We start from the raw sequence: 25,090 nt of genomic DNA, 5'->3' as shown, positions 1-25,090 counted from the left end.
GTCAACGCAGCAGCGTGCGGGCTATGGGGTCAGACTCCTGGGAACTGCGGCGTACAGCCGCGGCGCGAGACGCGCTCACATGCTCCTGGAGGAGGGTGCCGAACATCTCGGCTTCGAACTCGTCAGGTTCGGTAAAGCGGCTCCGGTTCCGGCCGAGGACGAGCTGGGCGGTGGAGGGTTCGATCGTGGTGATCAGGCTGCGGAGGTTCTTGACCTTGATCGACTGCTTCTTGTTCCGGTGCAGCAGCATGTGAGCGAACTCGTGCCCAGCGACGATCTCGGTGTACGCGGGACTGACGCCGTCGTCGAAGAACAGGACATCGGTCTCTTCCAAGGCCATCCACACTCCGCACGGCGCGGCTGGATCCAGGGCCTCGGGATCGGAGAGGTCCGGCACGAAGGGCACGAGCTGGATCTCGCGGCTCATCCGCTCCTCCATGAACGGCACCAGGTCCAGGACGTTGTCGACTGGAGGAAGGTCCAGCTCTTCGATGAATGCGCGGGTGCGGCGCTCGACCTCGTCGGCCTCGTCGACGGGCTTGCGCTCACGACGGCTGTGCCACATGCGAGATCCTCTCAGGTGCCGTCTCAGGGGCCGCAGGAGGTCGAGCGTAATCGCTGGTCACGAAAGGTCCTCGTCCGGGGCGGCGGGAAGACCCTCCTGTTTCCGCTCCAGATCGATCTGATTCAGGACCTTCGCCAGGCTCTTCGCGGAAAGGCCGACCGAACGAAGTGCGATCTGTTTCACACCGGCCTGGCTCAGCGTTCTGAGTAGTTCGAACTCTTCTGTGACCTTCTGCGTCACTTCGTCCTCGACGAAGAAGCCACCCGCCACGCCGAAGAATCTGGCGAAGAGAGGGACGAGGGGGACCGTCGGGTTCCTCTGCCCCTTCCGCAGCAGGCCGATGTAGGCACTGGTGATGCTGTCGTCGCCGTACGACGAGATCGTCCGGGCCACATGGGCGTTGCTGAACTCATCGGCGCCGGGGGCTCGGACCCGGTCGAACAGGTAGTTGAGCCGGTCGGCAAACGGCGCACCTGGGCCGGGGGTGGGAACGATGCGAGGTGGTTCCGGCGTTCCACCGTCCGGTCTCTCGTCTGCTTGGGCCACGATGTCCGTCCTGCTCCTGTCGATACGCCAAAACTATAGTTGACGGTGCGGTGAGTGAAAAGTTAGGTTGCACTCGCAAGTACGCCGGTAAGCGGCATGTCGGCCGTAAGCCCGTGAAGGAGCAACAGGGGGTGCATCCGTGAAGAGCACATCGTCGGCCGTGCGGGACCCGCTGGTCCAAGCGCCGGTGGATGGATGGCACCGCCACCTTCTGACCCTCCGTGGCTGCCGGGGGGACATCCCGGGCGGCCTCTACGGATCGGTCACTGAAAGTACACGACGATCCGGAGCCAGTGACGCGCGCCATAAGGCGACTGCGTCCGCTGTGCACCGTTCGCCGGGGCAGGGCCGACGTCCGGCGACACCGGGGATCCCAAGCTCTTGCTGGTCGGGATTCGCTGGCGTCGCCGAGGAGGTCCATGGCGGAGGCATGCATGGATTCCTCTTTCGAAGATTCGGGAGCGTCGACGGCGGCAACAGGTTAGGTGGGCCCTGTGACACCTTATGACCTGGGAAGACTGTCGTTACACGTCTGATTTCCGCCCGTTGATCATGGCCAGTCCGGTGAGTTCCTGGACGGATCCTCAGGGACGCCGCGAAAGCGCCCGAGGGACTCGATGTTTCCCGCGAAGCGGGATTCTCCCTTGTAGTTGGGTGATAGAGGCGGACATAGTGAGATCCGCCCCGCGACCGATGTGATCATGTCGCTTCGCACGGTGGCGTGCGCCCCTCCCTGCCCAGTCTGCGATACGGAGGGTAACGAACCGGGCGGTATACGGGTGAGTAGCCGACTCGCGTACAAATAGAACGTGTTCTGGGTTGATCGCGGCTGGGCCCTGGGGGCTATGCAGGGTGGGGGAGGAGGACGGATGAAGAGGTGGGTTCCACGGCTGAGATCAGCAGGGACGGCGGCGACACCGCGCGTACGCGTCAGGCAACGGTGCCGCGCACTTCGTACGGAGACCCAGGGCATCGTCGACTCGATATCCATCCAGACTCCGGGTGTCGAAGAGGCCCGCAGCTGCAGCGTCCACCCGATGCTCTTCCCCGGCCTGATCGGGGACGGCGAGATGGCCGATCCTGATGGGCGGACTGCCGACTGTTGGCGCTTGCACCTCCTAGCCGCTGGGCACTGGCGGTCCGAGCCGTTGGCCGTCGGTGACCCTCCGGTAGGCGCCGGGGCGGGGAACGGGCCGCGGACATCCGGTGCACTTCGAGGGAGCAACTATGCGTTGGCGCGGTGACCCTGCACGACGCGCTCTCATGAAGGAGTGCGAGAGGCTGCTCGCCGACCTGCCCGTCCCAGTTCCCTTCAGCGTCGAGGCGCTGGTGCGCAATATGGAACGCGTATCGAGCCGCCAGATTCGCCTGTTGCCGCTGGATGATCCGGACGGGGGGCTGGGTTCGGCCTGCGGTCTTCGGCTCAAAACGCCGGAGTCCACGATCGTGCTCTACCGGCGGCGGTCGAATCGCCCACGGACCGAACACATCATCCTCCATGAGCTCGCGCACGAGTGGCTGGACCACGGAACCACGCTGACGCCCGCCGAGATCGATCGATACGTGCCCGAGCGGATTCGTCAGGAAGTGCTGCGGCGCTTCCCCTCAACCCTGGTCCAGGGCCGAGTCAACTTCGACAGCCCTGAGGAAAAGCAGGCTGAGCTGTCAGCATCCCTGATCAAACGGCTGGCCCGCCGTCAGCCGATCGCGGGAGACGACATGGTCAGCCTCCTGGAGTCGTCTCTATCCCACCCCGTTGCCCCACCACGGCGCGGCCCTAACCGCGGATGACGAGCGGTCACCAAGGCGGGGCTACGGCTCCGCCCCCTGTCACCGCCCACGCCTGCCAACTGCCAACCACGGGTGCATCAACCGTCACCCCCAGGGGACTACGTGCTCGAGTTCTTTCAATACCTCACCGCGACAGTGATGACCGTCATAGCCGTTTGGCGATTCCCCGCCGTCAGGTACGCCGACGCACACCGCCGAGCACTCTGGGGCGGGTACGCCGGCTTCTCCGTAGCCCTGTGGCTCTACACACCCGCAGCGGTGATAGCCGCAGAGCGCATCCCTGTCGTCGACCTGACGACCTTGTTCCGGCACTTTGCCAGCACCGCAGCCATCGTGGCGGCTTTGGCCTACGTCGCGACCAGCTACGGGAAAACCTCAGAATCTGTTGTACCCCGGCACGTCGCCGTCTCACGCTGGATCTCCCGCGCGTCGTATAAAGCTGGCGCAATAGGTGTGGTTCTGCTCACGATTCTTTTCTTCACCATCGTGAATCGGGACAGGCCGAGCGAAAATTTCATAATTGATCATTCCGGCGAATGGGGCGCCGCGGTCTATATGACCGTCTTCTATTTCTTCCCATTCACCACCACTGCGGTCTGCGGCTATCAATGGACGAGAGCCGCACGGACGGCCGAGAGAACCAGTATGCGCGTCGGGCTGATCCTGATGGCCGTCTCGATGTGGATGGGGTTGGCCCACACCATGGCCCGTGTCGCCATCATCTGGTTTGCGGTGGCGTTTCCGCTGCGCCCCTCTCTGGTAGAGACACTGATCAACGCCACGGTGATATGGATGGACGTGCTGTTCTTGATTGTCGCGGTGGGCGCGAGTATTCCCACCACCAGCGCCGCTGCCGCTCGCTGGAGGACGTGGCGCACCCTGTACAAGCTCTACCCGCTCTGGTTCGACCTGGTGGAAGCCTTTCCGGGAACGAGCCTGTACCCGCCTGGATCGCGGCTGGCCGAATTTGTCCACATGCGTGTTCCCAGCGACGTCCGCTTGGACCGGTGGACTCAGGACATTGCCGACGCCTGCGAAAATTTGCGGTACTACGCTCCGGAAGAGTTGATGTTCGCTGCGGAGGATGCGACTTCTTCACACCTCGATCCCGAGCCGGCGGCAGAGGCGTACTGGATAAAGGCCGCGCTCGAAGCTGCCGCCACCTCTAAGCCCAGCGAGTACGCTGTAGAACCGCTGCAAGCGAAACCATTCGTTGACATTAATGGCGAAGCGGCCTGGCTCACGCGAGTGAGTGCGGTCTATGGGCAGATCGCCACGGCCCAGGTTCGGGATCTACTCAAGCAATCTGCAGAGCTGGATGTTTGATTCGAGCCGACCGCTCCGGGTTGATGCAGAGGGCAGAGTTATCATTTTCACAAACCCTGCCGGCGCCCATTGTTGAGCTCATCGAGAACGCGGCTGCGGCATCGTCTCCTCAAATCGGTCCTGGGTACCCCTCGACCCTGCAAAAACACGGATGATACCGTGTTCGAAGCTGTAGGCGGCGCCTCTTGTCCCGCCCCGTAAGCCCCGCCGACTCTGGCATGCGACGCACAGAAGCTGTCTGATCTGGGCGGCGTCCAACCTCTTATTGATGGAGTTCCTGCATGTCCCAACTCAAAGGTATCGTCTTCGATTTCGGAGGGGTTTTCACCACTCCGCTGCTGCCTGCAGTGCTGGCTTTCGAGAAGCGCGAAGGACTGCCGAAGGGCGCGTGCATCGCGGCGCTGTACCAGGACGAAGAGGGCGTCCGGCTGACCAGTGAGCTGGAGCGCGGCGCGATCAGCCAGACCGAGTGGAACGAGGCCGCGGCCGTGAAGCTTGGGGTTGCCCCGGACAACTTGATGGGCAGGATTTTCGCCGACCTGCGCCCCGAGCCGTTGACGATCGCCGCCGCCGCGGCAGCGCAGCGGGCCGGGATCAAGGTAGGCATCCTGTCGAACTCCGTGGGACTCGCCCCTTGGGACCTTTACGACGGCTACGAGCTGGAGGCGCTGTACCACAGCGTGGTGATCTCCGAGCACCACCGGATGCGCAAGCCCGACTCGGACCTCTTCCAGATAGCGGCGAAGGGGTTGGGGCTGACCGCCGAAGAGTGCGTGTTCGTCGATGACACCGAGGCGTATGTCAAGGCGGCAGAAGCGCTCGGCTTCACTGGCGTGCACGCGACGGACCCCAAGCAGACGGTCGCCCAGCTCTCGAAGCTGGTCGGCGTGGAGCTCACTGACGCCCGGTAGCGGTGGCCCCCAAGGGCCCTACGAGCACACAACGCCGAAGTCCTTCCGGCCCGAAGTGGGCCGGAAGGACTTCGGCGTTGTGCCCGAGCAGCCGTCGCCGTCCTCGGGACGGAGTCCCGGAGTCGTGACGACGGCGCCTCAGAATGTCGGGCCGTCCCGAGAACTCGGAGCGGCGCGTGGCGCCTCGCGACGGCCCGCCCCATCGCGGAGCAAGGCGCTGCTGGGCTCTGGTCACTACGATCCGCCGTCCACTGGCGCCGATGCCGGCGTGTGCGGGAAGAGCGGCGTCATTCTCCGCCTTGCACGTCCGGCAGCTTGTGCTTCAGCTCTCCAACGACCTCGTTGATCTTGGCCATCATTTCGGCTGACAGGCCCGTCGCGTTGCCGCGGGCGGCCAGGCCGAGGATCTCCCTGCGGCGAATCGATCCGAAGAAGCGGAGAGCTTCCAGGAACTCGCGTGCCGCGGGGTTCACTTCGGCGTCGTCCTGGAAGAGGGCGACGTCGACCTGGAGGGCATGGGCCAGCCCGGCCCGCACTGCATCGGAAGTGTCGGTGACGGCACCCGTCCGGAGCGCGAGGATGTCACCGGCCGCGACAATCGTCATCCCGGCATGCTCGTTGACGGCCCGTGCGATCTCTTCGTCGGAGGGCGGTGTCTGGCCGACGTACCCGTACTCCAGGAGGTAGTTGATCTTCTCCTCGACCGTGCGTGGTGCGGGGGTCCGCGTGTCCAGTGCGGACGGTCGCGACGCGCGGAGCCCGAACGACTGCTCCTGCGCGGCTAGCAACTCGGCTTCGGTTACCCCGTAGGCATGCGCGAGAGGCTTCACGTAGGCGTCGTTGAGCCTACGCCGTCCGGATTCAGCGTTGCTCACTGGCACGCGACTGGTGTTGAGGACCGCAGCGGCCTGTGCCACGCTCAGGCCGGCGTCGCAGCGTAGGAGCTGCAGGTCCGCCGGGCCCTCGTGAGGGAAGAGGACATCCAGCGCCTGGTCGAGCGACGCCGCGAGCGCGGGGAGCTTCTCGCCCTTGGGGAAGTCCTGGCCGCTCTCCCACCGTGCGACAGCCGGGGCGCTGACACCGTTCCTCTCGCCAAGCTGCTTCTGGCTGAGTTCCTTGCCCCGCCGGACACGCTTCACGCGCTGGCCGTCGAACTGGCGTGGGGGCACATGAACTCCTGCGAGGTGGTGGTCTAGGTGGTCTAGACAACTAAGACGGCGATCTCAAGCACTGTAATAGATGGGCTTGATCCATTGCCATATCTAACGTAACTTTCCGTATCGTGCCTGGTGATCAGCTTCACCGCGTCGCTCTATGGTGCCAGCTTCCCACCATGCGTACCCGTCAGACACTGCTCGAAGCCTGAACTTGCCCGTCCCTGCCAGGGGCGGGTCCACCGGACCCAGCCACATGATGGCCTAGGAACCTGAATGGTTGGGTCCGGTGGGTTTCCCCGATACGGAGATCCGCATGAGTGTTGCAGAAAAATCAGTCGGTTCGCATGTCCACCACAAATTTCGGTATCCGGTTGTGCTTGGCACGGCGGTGGCGCTGGGCGCGGGCATCCTGCTCGCGCCGAATGCGACCGCTGCGGACAAGTGGGGCCCGGGATACCTGATCTCGGACAGCACCGGCAAGCCGGACACGTCGCACATTGGCGCATACAAGGTGGCCGGCATCGACGGCCTGGCGTACTGCGGAGACCCGGAGCTCGCCGGGCCCGACGCAGCCAACGGGTACGGATCCCCTCAGAACTTCACGGCCTGGACCTCGAAGGCGACGGGAAAGCCGGCCTCCGACCAGGACCTCGCCCGCGCCGCCTACGTGCTCTCCAAGTACGGAAACACCACCGACGACGCGCAGGCCGCGGCCGTCGACGCCGCCGTTTACAGCTACCTTGAGGCCGGGAGCACCTACGCCCTGCCCGACGGGAAGCGCGCACTGGAGCGCCTGGCCTCCACCGGCGTCGCGCCGGAGGCCAAGAAGTGGGCCACCGGGTACATGAACGAGGCGGCGCTCTTCGCCGGCCCGTACAAGGTCAACATCAAGCCGTCCGAGGGCACGCTGAAGCCCGGTGTGAAGACCGCCGTGACCCTCGACGTCACCTCCGCCGCCGGCCGTAAGGTCCCCGGAGTGAAGCTGGATCTCGACCTCACCGGTGCAGCCTCCGGCGCCGCTACCGCCACGACGAACGCCGATGGCGTCGCCACCGCGACGATCACGCCGGCCAAGACGGGCACCGCCACCCTCAAGGCCACCGCCAAGTCCCTCCCCGGCAGCGCCCTGCGCGCCGTCACGCCGAACAACTCCAAGGCGCAACGCATGGTGCTCACCGGCGGGACCTCTACCGCCGAGGCCCAGGCCCAGTTCAAGGTCGACACCCTCAAGGGCGGAATCAAGGTCGTCAAGACGGCTGCCGACACCGGCAAGGCGCTCGGAGGCGTCGCCTTCGATATCAAGGACGCCGCCGGCAAGACCGTCGCCAACGGCAAGACCGACGCCGACGGCGTGTGGCAGGTCAAGGACCTGGCCCCCGGCTCGTACACCGTCCACGAGGTGAAGGCGGTCGAGGGCTACCAGCTCGCGCCCGACCAGACGGCCGCGGTCAGCGCCGATAAGACCGCTGAGCTCGCGGTCAAGGACATCAAGATCCCCGCGCCTGCGAAGCCCAAGCCCCGCCCCGTCACCATTCCCGTGCTGCCCCAGACCGGCGTCTGACCTTCACCAGCTGCACCGCTCGTCCGCATCGGCGGACCCGCGCGGGGCCCGGGCGGCTTCCAACTCCCGTCCGGCCCCGCCCTCTTGCCGTCCTCTCACGCTGGATGCACGCACCATGACGCACACGCCCGACTCCCAGAGCACCGACGACTTCGACGCAGACGTCTCTTCGCCGCGCACCAAGCGCCGCATCCGCCTGCGCACCCTGACGGCGGCAGGAGCAGTCCTGACAGCCGCAGTTGTGACGGTGTCCCTCACCGTCGGCGGGAAGGACACCACTCGCACGTCCGAACCGGCCGGCGCCAAGCCCGCCGCGACGGGAGCGACGGCAACGTCTCAGCCGCAGGAGACCGAGCCCGACCCTCTGACCTCACCTGCCGGAGACACCGCGGCATCGGACAATACCGCCATGGCCGGGAGCACCGCGGACCGTGCTCTGAGCACCTGGTCCGGCAGCAACCCCGCTGCCGCCGGCGACCACGCCGTCGGCGGAGACGGCGCCCCCGGGCCGGGGGGCTCCGTGCACGAGGTCCTGCGGATTCCCGCGCTGGGCGACGGCTGGGCGCAGCCCGTCTACGACGGGGTTACCGACAAGCAACTGCGAGCCGGGATAGGTCACTTCCCCGGTACCGAGAAGCCCGGCGACATCGGGAACTACGCCCTCGCCGGCCACCGCAGCGGCGTGGCAGACCCCGCCTTCCGCAACATCGACAAGATCAAGACAGGGTCGGACGTCTCGGTCACCACCTCCGACCGCATCACCTACACCTACACGGTCACGCGTGTGCACACCGTCGCGCCCGCCGACGTCAGCGTCATCGCCCAGGTCCCCGGCAAGCCGGACGCCTCACCGACGAAGGCCAAGTTGACCCTCGTCACGTGCTGGCCGGCCACTGGGCACTCCAAGCGGGTCATCGTCGAGGCCGACCTCACTTCCTCCAAGGGGGGCGCCTAGTGCCCGACGAGGCCCCAGGGGCCGAACCCGAGAAAGTCACCATCCAGCCGGCGCGCCCGTGGCCGGTCTACAACGTCGACAGGGCGAGAGCCGAGCTCATCGCCATGGAGCTCCTGACGCAGGGCCTCTCTCAGTACCGGGTCCGCATCATGACCAAGCTCAGCAGCAAGAACGTCCGCCGCCTGGCCGGCATCGTCGCCGAAGACGCCAAGAACCCCCCGGCCCCCCGCATGGCGGGCCACACTCCGGCCCGCATCACGGTGCGCCCCGCAGGCAGCAGCTCCGCACTGCCGGCCAGCTGCGCCCCCCACCGCGGACCGTGCGACCGGACCCGGACCGAGCCGGAGCCCGAACCCGAGCAGATGACGTTCTCGCTCGACTGACCCACCGGCTCAGCGCCAGCTGGCCGGCCCTCCCTCAGACCTGACATCTCCCCGGGTCTCCTTCGCACACCCACCACACCCTGGAATCCCTGTGCCTACGCCCGCTTCGCCCGGCCGAGACCCGGACCAGCCCGCGTCCATGAACGTCCCTGAGTCCGAGCAGTGGATCACCACGACCAAGGGGCGCATCGCCACCGACGGCTACTCGTGGATGCAGGCCGTCCACTGGGCGTACAAATACTCCGGCTTCACCACGCTCTGCTCCCATGGGCCCCAGAGCGTCAACGAGTCGACCCTCCTGGTCGCCTGGCACCTCTCGCAGCTGGACCCGTGCCGACCCGGGATCGGCTACCTCATGCGCATGACGCGCCTGTCCGAGCGGACCATTCAGTACCACCTCGGCCTTCTTCGCGAGGTCGGCCTGCTCGTCTACCGCGTGAAGGGCACCCGCGTAGCCGACGAAGGCGGTCAGGCCAGCGAGTTCGCCCTCACGATCCCTCCGGCGTTCGACGAGGACGTCCACGCCCGCACGGGCCCCTCCGAGCAGTACATCCGGGCCCTGCGTGGCATCGATCCGGCAGGTATGCCCCTCATGAAGCGGCTCGCCCGGATGGCCCGGCGAGCCGTCCGCCGCCCGGTCAAGCGCTCCGCCTCCCGCCCCGTTTCGGCTCCTCGCGCTTGCACCCCAATGGGGGTCGGTTGCTCTACGTCTTCTCCCACCGGTACTTCTACGCTTCCCTCTGAGAGCAAGCTCGCCAGCGGGAAGCACAGTTCAGCCGCCTCGAAGAAGGTCCCGGCCGCCAAGACGAAACGTTCACTCAACGCCGTCGGCCGCCGATACCAGCTCGCCCACCAACTCATCACCCAAGTCCCGTGGCTCGCCCGGGCCAACACCCAGCGCATCGCCTGGATCGTCCGGCATGTCGCTGACGCCGGCTGGACCGCGATCGAGGTCATGGCCGTGGTCGGCCAGGAAGACGCCGCCCACCGCGTGCACCGGCCGTCGGGCTTCCTCGCCGCCCGGCTCCGCGGCGCCACCGAGCTGTACAACACCCCCGAGCGCCGGGCCGCGATCGTCACCTGGTGGCAGGACTCCCGGCGAGCCGAGCAGGCCCGCCACACCGAATGGGACGGCCAGTGGCAGGCGCCCTCCAGCCGCGCCGTCGCCCGCCAGGTCGACGCCGCGCTCTCCCAGCTCCAGGCCGGCACGACCCCCGAAGAAGACCACCCGGGGTACGAAGTCGACGACGACGGCCTTGTCGACCTCCAGCAACTGACACGGGACGAGGTCATCGACCTCCGCGCGGCCGCGCAGAAGGACCCCCTCCTCATCCGCACCACCATCGCCGCATGTGGTGAGCACTACGCACGCCGCCTGTTCAGCAACCGGCTCGTCGACCAGCTCCTGCGCCTCACCGGCACCGGCCGGCTGGTCCTGCACGGGGGGCTGGCATGAACCACCAGGAGCCCGACGAGCCCCGCGGCGCCGACCTCGCGCGTATCGCACTGCTCGCGGCGAAGAAGGAGGCCGCCAAGCGCGGCGAGCATGGCCGAGCCCAACGCAAATCCGCACGCCGCCCAGCCGTCACACGACGCGACGGACGCGAACCCATGGGCCTGGCCAGCGTCTTCGAGCGGCTGATGGTCGAGCGCGGATGGGAAGCCCCGGCAGCAGGCGGCACCGTCATTGACCGCTGGTCAGCCATCGCGACCCCACAGGTCGCCGACCGCCTCCAGGCCGTGGCGTTCGACGACGCCACCCGCCGGCTCGACCTGCTGCCGGAGTCGCCCGCCTGGCGGCTCCAAGGGCAGCTGATCGCCGCGGAGCTGATCCGCAAGGCCAACGCTGAGGTCGGCGAGGGAGCAGTCCGCGAGATACGGATCCTGGCACCGGGATCCCGCCCCCACCGCAGGACCGACTCCGCCCCCGCCGGGGAGCCCGCCCTGCCACTCGAACCGACCGGCCGCCCGCGGCAGTACGCCACCGACGAATACCGCCAGGTCCGCGCTGCTCTCAGCGCCACACCCGCCCGCCGAGACGACAACGCCCCGGCCCCTGCACGCGATGACCAGCGCAACGGTTACCGCGAGGCCATCGCCGGGCTCCGCAACCGGACCCCGAGCGCCGTACCAGCGCCCGCACCGGTACGGACGGAAGAAGACCGGTGCGACGGCTACCGCGCCGCGATGGCCGCGAGCCGAACCACCCCCGACCCCACGCCAGCCCCCGATCCGCCGCCCGCCCACGAACCACCAGCTGAGTACCTGCGAACCCGGCAACACATCCGAGACCGCAAGGTGCTCAGCTCCCCAGCCACCTGATCGGCAGACAGCACACCTCACACAGAAAGAAGGCTTCCGATGCCCGGCCCCACGCGTATGCCCCTGACCCCCCGCCAGGCCGCCGTCCTGCACGCCGCCTCCGACGGCGCCGCCGTTGCCGTCGTCGCGGAGAGGCTCGGCACGACCGTGACGCAGGTCGGCTCCCGGCTCTCGGAGGCGTACCAGCGACTGGGCGTCCAGGACGTCCCCCGCTCCCTGCGCCGCATCCGCGCCGTCCAAGTCGCAAACCGACGCGGGCTTCTGCCCCACACTCCTATCCCGCAACCGCAACGGCCCACGACGGGCGGAGACGTACACCCCAAGCGAACCGGCACCCAGCCCGGCGCCGACGCCTGAACAGCACCGAACAGACACCACCGCGGGCGGCCGGACCACCTGCTGGCCGCCCGCCCAGGCACCGAACCACCCAAGGGCCGTTACACCCCAGAACAGTCAGCGAGAATGAGCCGCCACGACTCACCACGGCACGAGACGAGGAACGCGTGACCCGCAGACCCACCCTCCTTCAGCGGCTCGCCCTGCGCCGGGCCCTCAGGGACCTCGCGGCCGCCGACTTCGAGGGCCTCGACGAGCAACACGTCACCGAACACCTCGGCTACGTGAAGCTCTGGCGCCGCGGCGCTCTGCCTGCACATGTGCTGGCCGCACGGACAGGATGGAGGTGGCAGGGTGAAGCGAACCGATCGATCGCGGCAGCCTCAGCCTTCGTCGATGCCAAGGAGGCGCTGGGAGCCGCCATGGCCGACGACGTACGCAACGGTCTGAGCGAGGACGATGTCCTCCGCCGTGTCGGATTCGCGCTGCCCCAGGCCGACGCCCGGCGGCTCCTGCGCTCCTCGCAGGTCCTGGCCGACGCGCTCGACGCCGTAGCCCCATGGCTCGAAGCCGGTCTGGTGCACCTCGTTCCGAAACGGGGCGGTGGTCTCTCCATCTTCGCCGCGCCGTCCGACGAAGCCTCCGGCACCGATGCACTCACCGGCCTCGACGAGGCACTCGCAGCCCGCTGCCTCGGCATGAAGGGCCCCGGGACGAACACCGTCCGAGAGGCACTCAGCCTGACCGCCGACGGTGCCGGCGAGTCGGAGATCTACCGACTCCCGGCACCCGCAGACGCTCACACACGTTAGTCGCGCTGCTCCTCGGGAGCGTCCGACAGGCCGAGGTCCGCCAGGGCCTGATCCCACACGGGCTGAGGGACGGGCATCGGCGCATCCGTCCACGGAGTGTCGACCACGACCGTGCTGAAACCGGCCGACAGGCTCCGCCGAGGGGAGTCGAGATCGAACAGCAGCACGCTGTTGCCCCACTGCGCAAGGCCGGCGGCCAGGTCGATCGTGCCCGTCGTCTTCCGAGGCATGGTCTTCGGGCCGCCGGCTTCGATGGACATGAACGTCCGTGCCTCGGAGGGGCTCATCCCCAGGACAGCGCTCAGACGATCCGGCGCCCCCTGGGACGTGCTGTCCCCTCGGGTGCCCGGCTGGCGCGCGAAGGCCGCAGTGGACTCGTCTTCCTCCGGGCCGAGGACTTCGCGCCGGGTCGCGGTCGGCTCGGGCTCACCCCCGACGCCCGGCTGCTCGGTGCGCACGGCCGCCATCGCACGGGCTCGATCGGCACTCAGGCCGGTAGCCGCGACCACCCGTGCCACCGTGCGATCGGACATGCCGCCCGCGAGCTCCCGTAGACGTTCAGTCACCGAGGAACCGGGCTCCAGCCCGAGCGCGTCCATCGCCTCATGCCGCTGGATTCCGTGCTGGGCCGCGACGCGGTCGACCCAGGACTTCAGGGACTCGCCATGCGCCGGCTCCACCACATTGGGAAGGGGCTGCGGGGTCGGTGACGTCTCGCACGCCCGCCGGGCAATCGTGCGGCGGGCCTCGGCGAGAGAGATCCCGGGATGGTCCTTCATGTACTTCCGGATCGCGCGGTCGCGCTCGCGGTTGCTGCGGTTCGTCATGAGGTCGCATCCTCTTCTTCCAGCCGACGGACCCACGCTCGGCGGCTGACGATGGAGGCCAACACGTCATGCCGATCTACGAGCGCGAGTCTCAGACTCTTGGTCTCTGTGTCCCCTGGCGGCGTGGGCGCGGGGACGGGACACGGGCGCAGCGCGATTTGCCCTGCGCGGATTGTAGCCGCCGGGAGCGCACAGCACGCGCGGAACCCGCAACCCGAACCCGCGGGAGGGGGAAGAACCCCTGTCTTCTTCCCCCTCCCTGCCGCGGCCCGCTACCGTGGCAGCATGGCGAAGGAAATCCAGGTCGAACTGAGCGATGAGACGGCAGCCGCGGTGCAGCGGGCCGCCGAGGCCGAGCACGTCGACCCGGCGACGTACATCGGCACCATGATCGAGGCCAACGTGCACCGCGGTCTCTTTCTCGGTGGCGCCAAGGCGTGCATCGAGGAGCACGCTGAAGGATTCGCCCGACGTTTCGGTCCGGCCCCGGTCGCCACCCAGGCCGCCTGAGTGGAGCACTGTCCGTGCAGCTGACGATCGACCGCGCCTGGATCCTGGAGATCATCCAGCAGAGACTGCACGATGCACCAGACGTCACGGACTGGGGCTCGATAGGCGCAGCCGTCGCTCGTCACAGCGACACGATCATGGACGAGCCGGTATACACGGCTCCGCACCACCGGGCGGCAGCCCTCTTTCAAAGTCTCCTGCGTATCCCCGCCCTCGAGCATTCGAATGAGATCTTCGCCCTGAGCGTCGCCTTCGGCTTCCTCCAGCTCTGCGGCATGACCGCCAAGGTCTCCACCGACGTAGCCGGCGACCTGGTAGATCAGACGCTTGCCGGCACGGCAGACGTCCGTCAGATCGCGGCGACGCTCAAGAGCTGGACCTGACGCCGACCTGGGCACCGCCAGCGGAAAAGTGAGTATCTGCACTCAGGTCTCCGGGCGTCTCCGGCGCGACGATGAAGATCACCTCACCGTCCGAACCGCAGGAGTCCCGTGCTCAGCCGCGTCGCCGCCACCGTCATTCCGTCCCTCGGCCGCCTGACGACATCAACCGATCTCACTACCGTCCCGACCCACGGGATCCTCGTCGCGAACCACACATCACTGGCTGACCCCGGCGTGGTGCTGGCGGCCCTGCGGCGGATGGACATCGAGCCCGTCATCCTCGCCACAGCCGGACTCTGGCGTATCCCTGTCCTGCGGTACTTCTTGGACCGTGACGGACATGTCCCCGTCTACCGCCGCACCGCCCGCGCGGCCGACGCGCTTGAACAGGCTGCCGCAGCGCTGGAGGCTGGCCGGCACGTACTCATCTACGGCGAAGGCCGCCTTCCTCTCCGCCGGGATGCCGCCGAAGCCGCCCCCGGCGCTTTCCGCAGCGGCCCCGCCCGGCTCGCCGCGGCCTCCGGCGCGCCGATCATCCCGATCGGGCAGGCCGGTGCCCGCCGAGTCGCCTCCGGACGCCGCACGAAGCAGATCGCAGGACTCCTCACCGCGCCCGCACGCCGTCCTCGCCTTCACGTCCACATCGGTGCCCCCCTTCAGTTGCCCGCTGGGATCGAGACTGCCAGCGCGGCCGCGCACCGGGCCGTCACCGCCGCCTGGCGCACTGCCGCCCTGCGCCTGGGCGAACCCGCCGCGCTCGCGGCCTGACCGGCCGGGCCGTCCCGAAGCGTGCGTGAGCACGCGGCGTGGTGCAGGCTGGCGCTGTGGCCGACCACAGCGTCCTTCGCCCACCCGTCGAGGTCATGCGTCCCGCAGCCGTGCGGGAGCTGCCGGGGGAGGACGACCTCCGCGCCCGCCCCGTCCAGTACTCGCTCAAGATGGACGGGTTCCGCGCGGTGGCCTTCGCGCTGGGCGGCCGGACGGTCCTCCAGAGCCGCTCCCACCGCAACCTGGCACCCGACTTCCCTTCACTTGCCGCAGACCTCACCCGCGTCCTGACACCCGGCCTCGTCCTGGACGGCGAGATCTGCGCCTGGTCCCATGGCCGCCTGGCGTTCACCGAACTCCTGTCGACCGAGGCCCGGCGGCGAGCAGCCGGCACCACGCTGGTCTACGTCGCCTTCGACTGCCTCGCCGTTCCCCTTCCCGCAGGCGGGGCAAGGGACATCCGCAACCTTCCGTTCGCTGAGCGCTGGCGGTACCTGCTCGACCAGTTGCAGGACACGGCTCCGTACGTCCAGCAGGTGATCACGACCGAGGACCGCGCCGAGGCCCTGCACATGGCCACGTCCCTCACCTCCGTGGGAGTTGAGGGCATCGTGGCGAAGCGACTCGACTCGCCGTACCGACCGGATCGCGGTTTGGCCTGGCTCAAGTGGCGGCACGCAGAGACGGCTGATGTCCGCATCCTGGGCATCGTGGGGCCCGTCGCGCGACCGCACGCGGTCGTCGTCGAGCTGGACGACGGAACATGCACGATCACCTCACCGCGGCTGGCCCCACTGCAAGCACGACTCGTGGCTGAAGCGGTCACCGGACGGCTCGGCGCGGCGACGCGCACCACCGATGGTCTGGTCGTGCACGCCGTCGTCGAGGGCCCGCGGGCAGAGGTCCAAAGAGGTACGGGCCGTCATGCAACCACTCGCTTCGTCCGAATCCGAAGTGAAGACGGATGAGGCGGCCGGCGGCGACGCTCCGGCGGGAAAACCGGGACCGCTGACGGGCACTGACGCCGAGGTGCGCTGTACATCGACCGCGGCCGGCGCGCACCGCTCTCGACGGCATCCGCCCGTCCGGCGGTGAACCCCCGGACGTGCATTTCACGCCGTGCTGCGGTTCAACCGGCTGACGCGCGATCGCGTCGAGCTACAGCTTCCGGCCGTCGGCCCGGCGCCTGGAAGCAGGCCACCACCAGCGGCCCGGGTGGGCGGCCTTCGGGGGGAGGGGCGCAACCTCGTACGGCGCGGCGGCGCGGTCGGGCACGAGACCGATCTTGTCCGGATGAACGCAGACCGGCTCCCCAGCGTGGGTGTAGCGATGGCCGTCGGCCGGATTGAACGGCGCCTCCCGGCACGGACGGTCGTAGATCACGAAGCGCTCGCGCGGCAGTCTCAGTGCGGGGCAGATCCCGCACAGACCGTGCTCCGAGTCAGGGTCGGTGTGGCGCGACGGGCCCGTCATGCCCGGAGCGTAACGCGGCGGGCCGGCGCCCATGGGCGATGCGGCGGAGCAGCGGCTCGCCCGCGCGACGCGCGCCTACACAGCGGCCAGGACCTAGGTGGAGCTGCTCACCCACGAGGCGCGCCGCCGCAGGCTGCTGTCCCCGTCCGACATCGAGGGATCGGAGCAGGCGGGTTCCTGCGCGGCTCCGGGCGGCGGCTGTCCGAGCGAGCGGAGGACTTCCAGGGCGGCGACGGCGTCGCCCAGTGCCCGGTGGCCGGCGCCGAGCCGCCGCCGTCCGGTAGTGCTCAGCCAGGCCGAGCGCCTCTTCATCAGGCACTGCCACGACGCGGGCGAGGCCAGGCGTCCGGCGTCGGCCGGGACCATTCGGGTGTGGTGGGCGATCAGCCCGGCGTCGAAGGCGGAGTTGTAGGCCAGCAGGACCCGCGTGCCGACCGCGGCGGCCAGGTCCGGCGCCACCTGATCCCAGGACGGGGAGCCTGCCACCATCGCGTCCGTGATCTTGTGAATGGCGGTCGCGGGCGCGGGGATCGCAATGCCGGGCTGCACGAGGGACTCGAACAGCGGGCGGCCGTCGCAGGCGTCGACTGCGGCGACCTCCACCACCCGCGTGTCGCCGCGCAGCCCGGTCGACTCGCAGTCGATCACGCACGCGACGCCTGGCTGCGTCATCGCGTGGGCCCAGTGAATGGTCGCTCCGACCGGGCCCAGCAGGACCAGGTGCCGCGCGTCGACGGCGCGGGCCAGCCGCGCCGGGAGCGCCGCTGCGACCTCCTCACGGTGCGGGCCGCCCTGCGGCAGCGGCGCCCAGTCCAGCGTCCAGCAGTCGGCGGTGTGGCTGTAGCGAGCCCAGGCCGAGACCCCGGCACGCCGCAGCTGCTCAACCAGCGCCCGCACCAGTTCGGCACGGTCGGCGAGCGGGCCCGCCAGTTCGGCCCATGGTGATGGGCGACGAGGCGACGCGGTCACGGCGCGGTGCCAGCCAAGCGGCTGTGCGGCTGCACTGTCCAGTGACGCGACGGTGAACTGCACGGTGCCCTTGGCGTTGCGCCCGGCCGGGACGAGCATCCCGGCTTCCACCAGGTAGTCCAGCTCCCGGCGGCGGATACCGAGCCGGCGGGAGCTCTGTTCGGGGCCCAGCGTCCGGGAGGCCCGAACCGCCGGTGCTGTCCGGACGGCGAAGGTCTCCACCGCGGCGCACTCCCACCGTTCCAGCCGTCCCGGGCGCAGTCCCGCGTCCCGTGCGGCGGCCGTGAATTCGGAGACGGTCAGCTCGCACAGCGTCGCGGCTTCCTGGGCGGTGCAGGAGTTCGCCGTCCACGCCGTCCGCTCGTGCACCACTGCTTGCAGACGGCTCACCAGCTCCGGGTCCGGCTCCCGGCAGGCCGCCGCCTCGTACAGCGGGCGATCAGCGCTCTCGCCGACGCAGCCGAGGAGTCCTTCGCCGGCCACGCGGTCCACATCGTCCGGCAGTACCGACAGGCCGCCGTCGAGCACCGCGGTGAGGCAATCCGCGGCACTGTGGGCGGGCAGCCCCGCTCGCGGCACACATCCCGTCCTCGTCCCACCGTGCATGGCACCTCCCCTTTCCGGTACCGATCAGCATGCCAAGCTCCACTGACACCGCCGATCTCGGAAGGGCGCCGCGGCACACTCAGCCGGAGCTGAGCCCGGTGTCTGGCCGCTCAGCCACGACGGGCTGCCGACGCGGCATCGTGGCGACGAACACTGCGAGGGCTACGAGCGCGATCAGGACGACCAGCACGGTCGAGGCGGTGCCGTGGGGACGGATCAACCACGCCGCGATCAAGGCGACGGCTGCGCTGGGCAGGCCGAAGACGAACGCCCAGCGCCGCCACCTCGCCGACTCGTACGGCCCTGGGCGGGGGGGTCTCGGACGGGTCGAGCGTCTCCTGTCGGAGGGGCGGCACCCTGAACCAACGGCGCGGGGCGGCCGGTGCGGAATCACCCGAAAGCGTGGCCTCGGCAGAGCGACAGTAGCGGCCCGGCCTGCCTTCGTCGTAGGTTCGCCGTTCGGCGGATCGCCTACGCTGATCGGCCGCCGAGGGGAGCTGGAAGAAGGGGGCACGGCCGCGGCCGTGGGGGACACGGACATCGACTGGGGGCGGGCGGCTTGCCAGGGCGTCGATCCGGATGAGCTGTTCTTGGACGGCGCCGCGCAGAGCCGGGCCAAGAGCGTGTGCTTCGGGTGCCCCATCCGCACCGAGTGCCTGGCCGACGCCCTCGACCGGCGCGTCGAGTTCGGCATCTAAGGCGGCATGACCGAGCGGGAGCGGCGCGCCCTGCTCAAGCGCCGGCCGATGGTGGTCTCGTGGCGGCGCTTGCTGGAGGCGGCACGGGCCGCCCACGAGCGGCAGGACGGAGCGGAACGGGCGGACGGCAGGCAGCACCTGCCGCTCGTCGGCTGATCAGCCGACCACCAGGTCGGCCGCCGAGAGGATCATGTCGAGCTGGAACCCCGCCGTACGGGGCAGGGGGATCGGCGCGGGCCGCAGAGCCTGCTCCGCGGCGCCGAGCCACCGTACGAAGTGGGCTTCGACCTGGTCCCGCGCCGAGGCCCGGCTGGTGTCGGCGCCGTGGGCGAGTTCGGTGTCGAGGGCGCGCAGAACCATGCCGGCGGTGCGCAGCGGGCCGAGGTGCGCGAGGTCCTGGCCGGCCCCGGCCTGCGGGTTGCGCCGGTAGGCGGCGGCCGTCAGGGCGTGGATGCCGAGTCTGTCGGTGATGGCGGGCAGGAAGGGGTCGTCCGCGCGGGGCCTCAGGAGCGCGGCGCCCGGCGCGAGGACGGCCGCGGCGTCCTCGAGATGCCGGGCGGCCTCGTCGGCAGGGAAGTCGTGGGGACGGCTGGTCCACATCGGCGTCTCGGTCGCGAAGGCGTGGGCGGCGCCGCGCGCGTGGGCGTAGTGCACGCTGCTGGCCCCGAACGGGCGCCGTCCGCCGCCGGGCGCGGGGGACATCTGCTCGGCGGGAGGGAGGACGTGGACGCCGGGGCCGGGAGAGGCCCACTCGATCGCGTCCGACGGCTTGGCCTCCACCGGCAGCCCGTGGCGGGCGGAGGCCCGCTCCAGGATCAGCACGAGCGCCGGATGGGGTGCGGCGGACAGGCAGAACGTGCCCCCCTGTCGGAGTTGTGCAGGCTGACGAGGCCGTCCGGCTCCCCGGCTCCTTCATGAGCGCCTGGGTCTCGGGGAGATGAGCGGGGCCGACGCCGTCGAAGGGGAAGGTCCACTCCGGCTGGTCGGGGCGCTGGCCGGTAGAAGCCGCGGTGGAATTCCTCCATCGTGGGCAGCCACGTGCCGCCCATCCACGATTCGTTCAGCAGCAGGCCGTCCGGACCGGAGTCGTGACGACGGTGCCGCAGAATGTCGGGCCGTACCGAGAACTCGGAGCCTGGCACAGGTCAGGGTGGCCGGTAGCGAACGACCGTACGTGTGCCTGGAGTTCGGGCTATGTCGGCGGCCTTGATGCTGTTGTGCACGCCGAGTTTGCGGTGGGTTGGAGCGAGCATCGCGGCCGATGCCGCACTGAGCGTTCATGGTCGAGCGTGCCGAACCTGTGAAGGATCGGCACGCTCGGACCGTGGCTCAGGTGAGGGTGGCCGACCAGCCCCTCCGGGAGAAGGTGGCCGCGCCGTCGGGAGCGATGGTGACCGTGGCGCCGCGGACGGGGAGGTCGCCGTCCACGACGAGCCAGGTGCGGATGCGGTCCAGCTTGTCCCACAGCCGCCGCGGGCCGCCCTGGTGCACGGTCGGGCAGTCCTTGCGTCCAGCGGTCGTGGCGCGGGCCCAGGACCCATCCGCGTGGAGCATGTAGACGGTGCGGGTGCCGTCGTGCGCGGTGTGCTGGCGGTGGTCGATGCCGGGCATGAGGAGTTCGAGAGTGGAGCGGACGTCCCAGGTGTCAGGGACGTACATCAGCGGGTAGCGGCTGGAGGAGACGCTGTCGCCGTCGTCCTGCTGGGCGATCTGCCACAGCGGCGGGTTCTCCGGGAAGGTGTCGTCGTAGTCCTCGCTGTGGCGCGCGGACATGAAGCCGGCCGCTTCCGGTGCGACGTGACCGACGGCGCCACCGTCGGGGGTCTTATCCGCGACGATGATCAGCCCGGTGTCGGCGATGGTGGTCACGAGGCGTCCGCCGGGGGCGAGCGACTTGAGCCACGAGGCGGGTACGGCGGGCACGGCGACGGTGGAGATGATCCGGTCGTAGGTGCCCTCGGGCAGTTCGTCGGTCAGGTCGCAGACTTCGACGCGCGGATGGTGGCCAGCCTCGGCCAGTCGCTTCCGTGCCACCTGGATCAGGTACGGATCGACGTCCACGCTGGTGACCCGTTCCTCGCCGAGGCGAGCGCAGGCCAGGGCGGTGCCATAGCCGCTGCCGCAGGTCAGCAGCACGCGAGAGGTGTCGGTGATCCACGCGGCCCGGTACATCGTCAGGATCAGCGCGGGCAGCGTGGAGGACGAGGTGGAGCGGTCTGCGCGTCCCCGGGCAGGTGTCTGGCCCGCTTGGGCGTGGTCGGCGTGAAGGGTGCCGATGCGGGTGACGAGCGTGGTGTCGGCGTAGGTGTCCCGCAGCCACGCCGCGGTGTCGCTCGCGCCGTCGCGCAGCTTCCACACGGCTTCGCCGTCGCTGTTCGTGGCCCTGGTCCACCACCGTGGCACGAAGAGGTGCCGCGGGGTGGTGGCCAGCGGCTGGTACCAGCGTGACTCGGGCCGGATCACGGTGCCGGCGGCCAGCCGCTGTGCTGCTGCTTCCCAGTCCTTCAAGGGGTCCTTGCCTTTCAGCCCGCAGAGTTCGGGATGGCGCTGTCGTCGGCGGGGCCGCAGGTTCCGCCTCCGCCCTGGCTGTCGTCGTTGGGGCCGCAGTCCGGGCCGCACGGGTCGAGGCGGCCGACCGGGATGCTCGCGGCGACCTGCTGCCACTGGGGCGAGCCGAAGACCCCGGCCAGCGGGGCGTTCTTGATCTGCCCGGCCGGGAGGAACCGGCCGATCACGCAGGGAGTCACGGTGCCGTCCGACAGGATCGCGGCGGTGCCCCTCGCGCACCGACCGCACAGCTCGGACGTGGACGGCAGACCGTCGCCCTTGACCGCGTTGCCGACGGCTCGGACCCGGTCGATGTGGACTTCCGTGATGCCGAGCCCTTCCAGCTCCGCTCGGGCTTCGTTGACGCGCTGGCCGTCCAGCACGTCCACGATGCCGACCCGCACGCGGATCCCGCGGCGGTGCGCTTCGATGATGTTGGCGCGGGTCGCGGCGTGGGAGCCCTCTCGCCCGGTGACTGTGTCGTGTCCCTCGTCCGTGTCGGCGTAGTAGGACGTCGCCAGGGAGACACCAGGCCGCTCGAAGAGCGTCCAGTGGTCGCGGCGGACGTGGTACAGGTTGGAGAACACCTCCACCTTGAGCTCTTCGTCGAGGGCGTGTTCCACGATCTCAGCGAAGCCCGGGTGGAGCGTAGCCTCCCCGCCGATCAGCTGGATCTTCTTGACGCCGAGCGCAGCGGCCTCGCTGAGGACCCGCTTCCAGTCCTCGACCTCCATGGTGCCGTGCCCCTGGGTCGGGCCCGCCTTGACGAAGCAGAGCGTCGGACACGTGAGCTGACAGCGGTTGGTGATCTCCAGCTCCAGGAAGCCGGGGACAAGGGGCGTTGTCGTCGGTGCTTCGGGCGCGATCGTCACGAGCCGTTCCCTTCGGTTGTGTTCCACGGTGGACCGGCCGCCCTCGCCGCACAGAGGAGTCCACGTCGGCCGACAGTCAGGTAACTCCGCTGTGACCACAGCCTGTTGGGGTGTGCGACTTCCCGTCATGCAACTGACGGTAGGGGCCCGGTTACCGTTGAATATGAATCAGGGGAATACTGCCTGGTCATCGAGATGAAAACGGCTGGACATGCCCCTCAGCTTCTCGCGCGTGGCGACGCGTTCGGCGTAGACGATCTTGCGGAGGGTGGCGCGGGCGATGGGGTGGTTGCGTACGAGCTGCGGCGCGATGCGCTCAGCCTCCTCCAGCTCGGCGAGTGCCCGGTTCCGATTGCCGTCCCACAGCCACGCCCGCGCCAGTTCCATGTGGTGGTGGCCACGGCGGGACTTGGGCAGCGACGCCAAGTGGCCGGGGTCCGCACGCCTGTTGAGGTCAAGTGCCTTCGTCTGGTCGCCCGCTTCGAGCGCGACGCTGACCCGGTGGATCTGGACGTTGCCGGTAGAGAAGGTCAGCGAGTGCCGGTCGTAGACGGGCGGGCCGGCCAGCGCGTCCATCCGGTCGCTGGCCGTACGGGCGTGCCCCAGGCGGTCCTCGGCCTCGCGCGGGTTGCCGCCGCGGGCGCAGGAGACCGCGGCCCGCAGCTGGAGCGTGCCCCACACCCGCAGCGCCAGCGGGTCGCCGCAGTCGTACTCACGCTGCACGCTGCGCAGCGCCTTGTCGGACAGGGCGATCGAGTCCCGCCAGTCGGCTGTCGCCCACATATCCCACACCCGCATCCAGTCGGCCACGGCGGGCATCAGCGGGTCACCGGACAGGTGCGCCGACCACGCCGCCCGCTCGCAGGCCATGGCGATGAGCTCGGGGTGACCGAGAGCGTGGGCCGCGGTGTGGGCGAACTTGCAGCAGACGGCGTACACGGAGAACGCTTCCTCGCGCTCGTGCCCCGAGGAGACCTCGGCCAGGGCCCGTGCCTCGCGGAACAGGTCGGGCAGGGCCTTGAGGATCGCGATGTTCGCCGCGGCGTCGCGCAGGCGGTGCAGCCGGGTCATGTCCTGCCACAGTTCGTCGGAGGAGCGCGGGTCGCCGTCGAAGATCGGGGTGAGGTCGTAGCGGCGCAGCTCGCGCACGATGGACGCTGCTGCGGCCTGCCACTGGTTCTCGCCGATCGTTCCGACGTATGGCCGCTCCAGCAGCAAGTTGGGGTGGCAGTGCAGTGCGGCCGCGATCTGGTTGATCAGGCCGGCGCTGTCGAGTTCGATCTTGCCTGCCTCGACCTTGGAGACCCAGCCCTGGGTCTTGCCGACCGCGGCAGCGAGGTCGGCCTGCGTCATGCCGAGATCCAGCCTCTGCCGCTTGATCCTGCGGCCGATCGCCTCCTGCTCCTCGATCTCGTACGGCATCCTCGACCCCAACCCTCCTGGAACGCAGCCTCTACCGGAACGGTACCCGCGCTGCCTCCTTCTACGAGGGACAATGCCGCGACCGAGCGGCTGGGGCACAGCCCTGAAGCACACCGGATTCAGCCTCACGATCGAGTGATCGTCGGCTCCGTCCTAGCGGTCACCGCCAGGCAGTACGAGCGGCCCGGCGCGGCACCCCGGCGCCTGGCGATCAGTTATCGAGTCGCTGGCCGTGGCGGCCTTCGCGCTTGCGGCGCCGCTGGGCGGGGAGCATACGGACCTGGGCCAGATCCGTATCCTGACCGGACAGGGCCACACTCTTCGCGCTGGCCACCGAGGTGCCGGCGGCGATCGTCTCCCGCAAGCTCGGCCTGACCATCGACGTAGCGGCCTACTGGCAGCGCCTGTCGGCCGGCGACTGGATGGCCTACGCGGCTGACGTCAGCCACCGCACCAGCACGAAGGCCCAACCGGGCAAGGCGAACCCCTGAACTGGTCCGGACCGGGAGCGTCCCTGTATGCCGGGCGTCGATGTGGGTCAGGCGTCGTTGGTTGAGGCCGATTCCACTGTCATGCGGGGTCGCGGAGAATGAGGCGGCCGGATCGGCCCGCCGGATGGCGACGACGTCAGCGACTCCTCTGCTTGTGGGTGCCGCCGGGAACGAAGTAGCGGGCACCGATCCTGTCCTCGGGGTCCATGTAGACCAGGGCACGGAACCACGGCGTCGCCTTACGGGGCGACTTGGCTCGCAGGAGGGTTGCGTAGGCGAAGACCATCCTGATGGCCGGGCGGTTGTCGATCGCTCCGTACTGGAGGACATCGCGGAATGGGAAGGGCAGCGACTGCTGGATGAGCCAGACGCCAGCCTCGGCCCAATCCAATGCCTCCAGGAGGTCTCCGGGGACGCCATCCTGGGCGAAGTCCTCACCTTCGTGCAGACCAGCGGTGCTGTAGGCAAGCTCGGTGTAGGCGTCCAGGCAACGAAGGTGGAGCAGCCTGCCGTCGATCTCGACGCAGGCTTGGTCGTATGCCTCGGTCTCCTCCGGGTCGGTCTCACTGTCCGGAAGCCACACCCGTTCCATACGCCACATGGGACGTGCCGCGAGCGCGGCGATCTTCTTCTCCAGAGGTGTCCGGCGCTCTTCGTCGTAGTAGCTGTCGGCATCGAACAGGTCGTGTTCCGTGCTGCCCACTGCTGCAGCCAGCGGCCGATCGAGCTCGGCCTTCACCAGCTCAGCGATCTCACCCGTCGCCCTCAACCAGGGCATGACGCCCTCGAACGCCCCCGCCTCCTCTTCCTTCGTCAATCCCAGAGTCATGGGGCGCAGTCTGCCGGTTCTGGTCGACCA

At 69.1% G+C, this 25,090-nt stretch carries 27 protein-coding genes and 1 pseudogene; 16 read left to right on the top strand and 12 right to left on the bottom strand.

Annotated elements, in window-relative coordinates; translation table 11 throughout:
• Position 1: 1 nt before the first annotated feature.
• Together AB0M67_RS18545 and AB0M67_RS18540 are read right to left on the bottom strand one after the other, a co-directional pair.
• Entirely contained in the window at positions 2-565 is a 564-nt protein-coding gene (locus tag AB0M67_RS18545) for a hypothetical protein (protein ID WP_365746625.1), read from the bottom strand.
• 57 nt (positions 566-622) lie between these two features.
• Complete coding sequence (locus AB0M67_RS18540) at positions 623-958, bottom strand: hypothetical protein (protein WP_365746624.1); 336 nt, start codon at positions 956-958, stop codon at positions 623-625.
• Between the two features lie 1,416 nt (positions 959-2,374).
• Here AB0M67_RS18540 and AB0M67_RS18535 point away from each other — a divergent pair.
• The 3 genes from AB0M67_RS18535 (at position 2,375) to AB0M67_RS18525 (ending at position 5,139) form a co-directional block, all read left to right on the top strand.
• Positions 2,375-2,902, top strand: coding sequence for a hypothetical protein (locus AB0M67_RS18535; protein ID WP_365746622.1), 528 nt, complete (start codon positions 2,375-2,377; stop codon positions 2,900-2,902).
• A gap of 102 nt (positions 2,903-3,004) precedes the next feature.
• Positions 3,005-4,228: an MAB_1171c family putative transporter gene (locus tag AB0M67_RS18530; protein WP_365746620.1), complete on the top strand. Its 1,224-nt coding sequence runs from the start codon at positions 3,005-3,007 to the stop codon at positions 4,226-4,228.
• Between the two features lie 281 nt (positions 4,229-4,509).
• Positions 4,510-5,139, top strand: coding sequence for an HAD-IA family hydrolase (locus AB0M67_RS18525; protein ID WP_365746618.1), 630 nt, complete (start codon positions 4,510-4,512; stop codon positions 5,137-5,139).
• A 287-nt stretch (positions 5,140-5,426) separates the two neighbouring features.
• Here AB0M67_RS18525 and AB0M67_RS18520 read toward each other — a convergent pair whose 3' ends face one another.
• Positions 5,427-6,308, bottom strand: coding sequence for a helix-turn-helix transcriptional regulator (locus AB0M67_RS18520; RefSeq protein WP_365746615.1), 882 nt, complete (start codon positions 6,306-6,308; stop codon positions 5,427-5,429).
• A 301-nt stretch (positions 6,309-6,609) separates the two neighbouring features.
• On the opposite strand from AB0M67_RS18520, the gene AB0M67_RS18515 reads away from it, so the two are divergent.
• The 7 genes from AB0M67_RS18515 to AB0M67_RS18485 all read left to right on the top strand — a co-directional run bounded on the left by AB0M67_RS18515 (position 6,610) and on the right by AB0M67_RS18485 (position 12,665).
• Entirely contained in the window at positions 6,610-7,857 is a 1,248-nt protein-coding gene (locus tag AB0M67_RS18515; protein ID WP_365746614.1) for a prealbumin-like fold domain-containing protein, read from the top strand.
• Positions 7,858-7,972: 115 nt separating this feature from the next.
• The gene (locus AB0M67_RS18510; protein WP_365746612.1) at positions 7,973-8,812 is read left to right on the top strand and encodes a sortase; all 840 of its coding nucleotides are present in this window, start codon (positions 7,973-7,975) and stop codon (positions 8,810-8,812) included.
• Positions 8,812-9,195, top strand: coding sequence for a hypothetical protein (locus AB0M67_RS18505; RefSeq protein WP_365746610.1), 384 nt, complete (start codon positions 8,812-8,814; stop codon positions 9,193-9,195). Before AB0M67_RS18510 ends, AB0M67_RS18505 begins: the two co-directional genes overlap by 1 nt.
• Positions 9,196-9,334: 139 nt before the next feature.
• A complete protein-coding gene (locus tag AB0M67_RS18500; protein WP_365746608.1) occupies positions 9,335-10,651 on the top strand; it encodes a helix-turn-helix domain-containing protein in 1,317 nt (438 codons plus the stop codon).
• Complete coding sequence (locus AB0M67_RS18495) at positions 10,648-11,517, top strand: DciA family protein (protein ID WP_365746606.1); 870 nt, start codon at positions 10,648-10,650, stop codon at positions 11,515-11,517. Before AB0M67_RS18500 ends, AB0M67_RS18495 begins: the two co-directional genes overlap by 4 nt.
• A 39-nt stretch (positions 11,518-11,556) precedes the next feature.
• Positions 11,557-11,874 carry a hypothetical protein gene (locus AB0M67_RS18490; protein WP_365746604.1) on the top strand — a complete coding sequence of 106 codons (318 nt, stop codon included), beginning with the start codon at positions 11,557-11,559 and terminating at the stop codon, positions 11,872-11,874.
• A 146-nt stretch (positions 11,875-12,020) separates the two neighbouring features.
• Entirely contained in the window at positions 12,021-12,665 is a 645-nt protein-coding gene (locus AB0M67_RS18485; protein ID WP_365746602.1) for a hypothetical protein, read from the top strand.
• On the opposite strand, the gene AB0M67_RS18480 is transcribed toward AB0M67_RS18485, so the two are convergent.
• The gene (locus AB0M67_RS18480; protein ID WP_365746600.1) at positions 12,662-13,492 is read right to left on the bottom strand and encodes a TniQ family protein; all 831 of its coding nucleotides are present in this window, start codon (positions 13,490-13,492) and stop codon (positions 12,662-12,664) included. The two genes, AB0M67_RS18485 and AB0M67_RS18480, sit on opposite strands and share 4 nt — an antisense overlap.
• Before the next feature lie 285 nt (positions 13,493-13,777).
• Between AB0M67_RS18480 and AB0M67_RS18475 the strand changes: the two genes are divergently transcribed.
• The 4 genes from AB0M67_RS18475 (at position 13,778) to AB0M67_RS18460 (ending at position 16,121) form a co-directional block, all read left to right on the top strand.
• Positions 13,778-14,002, top strand: coding sequence for a hypothetical protein (locus AB0M67_RS18475; RefSeq protein WP_365746599.1), 225 nt, complete (start codon positions 13,778-13,780; stop codon positions 14,000-14,002).
• A gap of 14 nt (positions 14,003-14,016) precedes the next feature.
• The gene (locus AB0M67_RS18470) at positions 14,017-14,385 is read left to right on the top strand and encodes a fic family toxin-antitoxin system, toxin component (RefSeq protein WP_365746597.1); all 369 of its coding nucleotides are present in this window, start codon (positions 14,017-14,019) and stop codon (positions 14,383-14,385) included.
• A gap of 108 nt (positions 14,386-14,493) precedes the next feature.
• A complete protein-coding gene (locus AB0M67_RS18465; RefSeq protein ID WP_365746595.1) occupies positions 14,494-15,153 on the top strand; it encodes a lysophospholipid acyltransferase family protein in 660 nt (219 codons plus the stop codon).
• Positions 15,154-15,209: 56 nt separating this feature from the next.
• Positions 15,210-16,121 carry an RNA ligase family protein gene (locus AB0M67_RS18460; protein ID WP_365746593.1) on the top strand — a complete coding sequence of 304 codons (912 nt, stop codon included), beginning with the start codon at positions 15,210-15,212 and terminating at the stop codon, positions 16,119-16,121.
• A gap of 190 nt (positions 16,122-16,311) precedes the next feature.
• Here the strand turns inward: AB0M67_RS18460 and AB0M67_RS18455 are convergent, their stop codons facing one another.
• The 3 genes from AB0M67_RS18455 to AB0M67_RS18445 form a co-directional block, all read right to left on the bottom strand.
• Complete coding sequence (locus tag AB0M67_RS18455; protein ID WP_365746591.1) at positions 16,312-16,626, bottom strand: hypothetical protein; 315 nt, start codon at positions 16,624-16,626, stop codon at positions 16,312-16,314.
• Positions 16,627-16,719: 93 nt separating this feature from the next.
• Positions 16,720-18,174 (bottom strand): 3'-5' exonuclease, encoded by a 1,455-nt coding sequence (locus AB0M67_RS18450; RefSeq protein WP_365746589.1) that lies wholly within the window; start codon positions 18,172-18,174, stop codon positions 16,720-16,722.
• Between the two features lie 106 nt (positions 18,175-18,280).
• Positions 18,281-18,421 carry a hypothetical protein gene (locus tag AB0M67_RS18445; protein ID WP_365746999.1) on the bottom strand — a complete coding sequence of 47 codons (141 nt, stop codon included), beginning with the start codon at positions 18,419-18,421 and terminating at the stop codon, positions 18,281-18,283.
• Between the two features lie 277 nt (positions 18,422-18,698).
• Here AB0M67_RS18445 and AB0M67_RS18440 point away from each other — a divergent pair.
• Positions 18,699-19,055 (top strand): annotated as a pseudogene (locus AB0M67_RS18440) (WhiB family transcriptional regulator).
• Here the strand turns inward: AB0M67_RS18440 and AB0M67_RS18435 are convergent.
• The 4 genes from AB0M67_RS18435 to AB0M67_RS18420 all read right to left on the bottom strand — a co-directional run bounded on the left by AB0M67_RS18435 (position 19,056) and on the right by AB0M67_RS18420 (position 23,740).
• Entirely contained in the window at positions 19,056-19,721 is a 666-nt protein-coding gene (locus AB0M67_RS18435; RefSeq protein ID WP_365746587.1) for a hypothetical protein, read from the bottom strand.
• A 507-nt stretch (positions 19,722-20,228) separates the two neighbouring features.
• The gene (locus AB0M67_RS18430) at positions 20,229-21,407 is read right to left on the bottom strand and encodes a methyltransferase domain-containing protein (protein WP_365746585.1); all 1,179 of its coding nucleotides are present in this window, start codon (positions 21,405-21,407) and stop codon (positions 20,229-20,231) included.
• 14 nt (positions 21,408-21,421) lie between these two features.
• Positions 21,422-22,318, bottom strand: a complete 897-nt coding sequence (locus tag AB0M67_RS18425; protein ID WP_365746583.1) for a radical SAM protein — start codon at positions 22,316-22,318, stop codon at positions 21,422-21,424.
• Positions 22,319-22,486: 168 nt separating this feature from the next.
• Positions 22,487-23,740 carry a helix-turn-helix transcriptional regulator gene (locus AB0M67_RS18420; protein WP_365746581.1) on the bottom strand — a complete coding sequence of 418 codons (1,254 nt, stop codon included), beginning with the start codon at positions 23,738-23,740 and terminating at the stop codon, positions 22,487-22,489.
• 338 nt (positions 23,741-24,078) lie between these two features.
• Between AB0M67_RS18420 and AB0M67_RS18415 the strand changes: the two genes are divergently transcribed.
• Positions 24,079-24,231, top strand: a complete 153-nt coding sequence (locus AB0M67_RS18415; RefSeq protein ID WP_365746579.1) for a hypothetical protein — start codon at positions 24,079-24,081, stop codon at positions 24,229-24,231.
• Positions 24,232-24,367: 136 nt separating this feature from the next.
• Here AB0M67_RS18415 and AB0M67_RS18410 read toward each other — a convergent pair whose 3' ends face one another.
• The gene (locus AB0M67_RS18410; RefSeq protein ID WP_365746577.1) at positions 24,368-25,060 is read right to left on the bottom strand and encodes a hypothetical protein; all 693 of its coding nucleotides are present in this window, start codon (positions 25,058-25,060) and stop codon (positions 24,368-24,370) included.
• Positions 25,061-25,090 lie beyond the last annotated feature (30 nt).

The organism is Streptomyces sp. NPDC051662, assembly GCF_040681655.1.
Taxonomy (GTDB): domain Bacteria; phylum Actinomycetota; class Actinomycetes; order Streptomycetales; family Streptomycetaceae; genus Streptomyces.
The sequence above is the reverse complement of the archived record's forward strand: the minus strand, read 5'-3'. Positions and strand labels throughout refer to the sequence as shown.

Coding starts and splice junctions, on each gene's coding strand:
- AB0M67_RS18545 (WP_365746625.1), bottom strand. CDS start 565: ATGTGGCACAGCCGTCGTGAGCGCAAGCCCGTCGACGAGGCCGACGAG.
- AB0M67_RS18535 (WP_365746622.1), top strand. CDS start 2,375: ATGAAGGAGTGCGAGAGGCTGCTCGCCGACCTGCCCGTCCCAGTTCCC.
- AB0M67_RS18525 (WP_365746618.1), top strand. CDS start 4,510: ATGTCCCAACTCAAAGGTATCGTCTTCGATTTCGGAGGGGTTTTCACC.
- AB0M67_RS18515 (WP_365746614.1), top strand. CDS start 6,610: ATGAGTGTTGCAGAAAAATCAGTCGGTTCGCATGTCCACCACAAATTT.
- AB0M67_RS18510 (WP_365746612.1), top strand. CDS start 7,973: ATGACGCACACGCCCGACTCCCAGAGCACCGACGACTTCGACGCAGAC.
- AB0M67_RS18500 (WP_365746608.1), top strand. CDS start 9,335: ATGAACGTCCCTGAGTCCGAGCAGTGGATCACCACGACCAAGGGGCGC.
- AB0M67_RS18495 (WP_365746606.1), top strand. CDS start 10,648: ATGAACCACCAGGAGCCCGACGAGCCCCGCGGCGCCGACCTCGCGCGT.
- AB0M67_RS18490 (WP_365746604.1), top strand. CDS start 11,557: ATGCCCGGCCCCACGCGTATGCCCCTGACCCCCCGCCAGGCCGCCGTC.
- AB0M67_RS18480 (WP_365746600.1), bottom strand. CDS start 13,492: ATGACGAACCGCAGCAACCGCGAGCGCGACCGCGCGATCCGGAAGTAC.
- AB0M67_RS18475 (WP_365746599.1), top strand. CDS start 13,778: ATGGCGAAGGAAATCCAGGTCGAACTGAGCGATGAGACGGCAGCCGCG.
- AB0M67_RS18455 (WP_365746591.1), bottom strand. CDS start 16,626: ATGACGGGCCCGTCGCGCCACACCGACCCTGACTCGGAGCACGGTCTG.
- AB0M67_RS18420 (WP_365746581.1), bottom strand. CDS start 23,740: ATGCCGTACGAGATCGAGGAGCAGGAGGCGATCGGCCGCAGGATCAAG.
- AB0M67_RS18410 (WP_365746577.1), bottom strand. CDS start 25,060: ATGACTCTGGGATTGACGAAGGAAGAGGAGGCGGGGGCGTTCGAGGGC.